The sequence below is a fragment of the Flavobacterium cupreum genome (assembly GCF_003996965.1).
Classification (GTDB): Bacteria; Bacteroidota; Bacteroidia; order Flavobacteriales; family Flavobacteriaceae; genus Flavobacterium; species Flavobacterium cupreum.
On sequence record NZ_QWDM01000040.1, the window covers coordinates 1 to 2,628 of the forward strand.

Here is a 2,628-nt window from a genome sequence, read left to right on the forward strand (position 1 = left end):
ATATTGATCACCCCATTCCGTTTTAAAGTGAGCACCTGATTCCAGTTCAAAATGACCACCTAATTCCGGTGCAAAGTGAGCACCTCCGTTTTGATTAAAAACTATATTTTTTCATCTGTTAATTAGTATTCAAATATAATAAAATATCACTCTTTGTTTATTCCTCTTTTCTTTCTCATCGATTCTCCATGTAATTCAAGCCTGTGAGATTGGTGTATAAGTCTGTCTAATATTGCATCGGCTATCGTTTTTTCTCCAATTATATCATACCAGCCCTGAACTGGGATTTGTGATGTCACGATTATAGAGCCGTTATTATGCCTGTCCTCTATGATCTCCAAAAGAGTAATCCGGTTATGGCTGTCAAGTGCCTGAAGCCCAAAATCATCAAGTATTATAACATCCTGTCTTTGTATTTTGGTAAGTTCCCGCAGATAAGTACCATCTGCTTTAGCCATTTTTAGTCTAGCAAACAATTTTGAGGTATTAAAATAACTTACCTTAAAACCCTGTATACAGGCTTGATAACCTAATGCAGTACCTAAATAACTTTTACCAACCCCGGTACTTCCAGTAATTAAGATGTTTTCATTTTTCTCTATAAATTCGCATTCTGCCAGACGCAGTACCATGTTTCGGTCCAGATTTCGTGATACATCAAAATTGATACTTTCAATATTTGATTTGTAATGGAATTTGGCATTAGTGATACTTCGTTCAATACGACGATTATATCTTTCATCCCATTCTGCATCAATAATCATCGATACAAACTGGTCAAGGGTATAATGATCTGTTTTTCCGCTTTCAATGGCTGTTTTAAAAGCATTAAACATGCCATAAAGCTTCATCTGTTTCATTTTGGTTACTGTGGATTCATTCATTTTTTCAAGATTTAATTTAGTTATAATAGTGTTTTCCTCTTATGTTACTGTGATCGGGAAGTTCTTGCTCAGGTTCTTGATCAAAATCAATATGATCCAAGTTGTTTTCTAAAATATTTTGTATGGTCTTAAAATTGTAAATTTTAAAATCAAGTGCCCGCCTGCAGGCATTTATTAATCGCTGTCTGCCTACCTTTTTTTCAAAATTCAGTATTCCTAAACAGCTTTTATAAGCCTGTTCAGGATGATTTCTGCTTTCGATTATCTGCATTATATATTCTCCTACTGACTCATCAATATTATTAGCCCATTCAATGAAGCGGGCAGCACTCCATTGGGCTACAAATTGATGTGTACTTGCTAAATGCTCAGGGGTTGTTGTATAGACATAAGGTTTGTAGTTTCTTGGATGTACAGCTATTCGATTGTATTTATAATAAATCTCTACCGTTGATTTGGTATATAACAGCTTTGCTTTCTTTTTTACATATTGATATGGAACGCTGTAATAGTTTTTGTCCTGGCTTAATTGAACATGACCGTTTTGCATTACTGTTGCAAAAGATTGATATTTAATTTCAAAACGATCTTGTGGCAGTGGACGCAGTTTTTCTTTTTCGTCTTCTAAAAATAATTCAAAGCGGGAATAAGGGCGTCCTGTTAGTTTTCTGTTATTGTGAGAGTCAAGTAAATCCCAGATCTGCTGGTTTAATTCTTCCAGAGAAAAGAACTTAGTTTCTTTTATGGTTACATAAATCCTTCGATATAATATCTTAACAGCTCCTTCAACTAATGATTTGTCTCTGGGTCTGTAAGCTCTGGCAGGTAAAATTGTAGTTTCGTAGTGTTCTGCTAAATCAGCCAGGGTTTCATTGATTGTCGGTTCAAAACGACTGCTTTTTATTACTGCAGATTTTAAATTATCCGGAACAATGGCAGCAGGAGTGCCTTCAAAAAAGCGCATGGCATTCTCTACCGAGTCAACAAAATTTTCCTTTTGCTGGCTCATGGAAGCTTCAGCATACGTGTATTGGCTGGCTCCTAATATTGCTACAAAAAATTGCACTTCTTTGACTTCTCCGGTATCTATATCAATAATGGAGAGTGTCTTTCCAGCATAATCGACATACATTTTATCACCAGCCTTATGGTTCATGTGCATGACCGGATTAACTCGTTTGCCCCATATATTATAATGATAATGAAATTGTGAAGTTCGATAACCATCCGGATTTACAGCAATATATTGTTCCCACATATGCTGTACGGTAACGCCAACTTTTTTTAGTTCACGTTCCATTTTAGGAAAAAAATCATAAAGTGTCTGTAATCTCGGGCTAATGGCCTCTACACTAGTCTGGGAGAATAAAAGTTCCAGCTCTGCATCGGTTTTTTGGTCGATTAATTCAAAGCTTAATCCGAGAACTTCGAATAAAGAAATATATTTCTTTACAGTATTTCTTGAAAGGGATAAGTAGCTACTTATAAATAACTTACTCTTTCCATTACAATAGAATTTAATTACTTTTCTAATTTTACTCATGTCTGTTATTTTGTTTGCCATAATCCGTATATTTTTAACGAATGTATGGTTCTAACAACATGAAAAAATCAATAGTTTTTAATACTTAATTCACCACAAAACCTGGTGGTCAATTTGCTCCGGAATTAGGTGGTCAGTTTGCTCCGGAACGGGTGGTCAATTTACTCCGGAATTAGGTGGTCAAATTGACCGGTTTTTCCA

The 2,628-nt window shown here is 35.3% G+C and carries 2 protein-coding genes; both read right to left on the reverse strand.

Features of this window, described 5'->3' with window-relative positions:
- Nucleotides 1-146 precede the first annotated feature (146 nt).
- Nucleotides 147-884, reverse strand: coding sequence for an IS21-like element helper ATPase IstB (gene istB / locus D0817_RS24650; protein WP_056251131.1), 738 nt, complete (start codon nucleotides 882-884; stop codon nucleotides 147-149).
- A gap of 16 nt (nucleotides 885-900) precedes the next feature.
- A complete protein-coding gene (gene istA, locus D0817_RS24655) occupies nucleotides 901-2,448 on the reverse strand; it encodes an IS21 family transposase (RefSeq protein WP_127340990.1) in 1,548 nt (515 codons plus the stop codon).
- Nucleotides 2,449-2,628 lie beyond the last annotated feature (180 nt).

Coding starts and splice junctions, on each gene's coding strand:
- istB (WP_056251131.1), bottom strand. CDS start 884: ATGAATGAATCCACAGTAACCAAAATGAAACAGATGAAGCTTTATGGC.
- istA (WP_127340990.1), bottom strand. CDS start 2,448: ATGGCAAACAAAATAACAGACATGAGTAAAATTAGAAAAGTAATTAAA.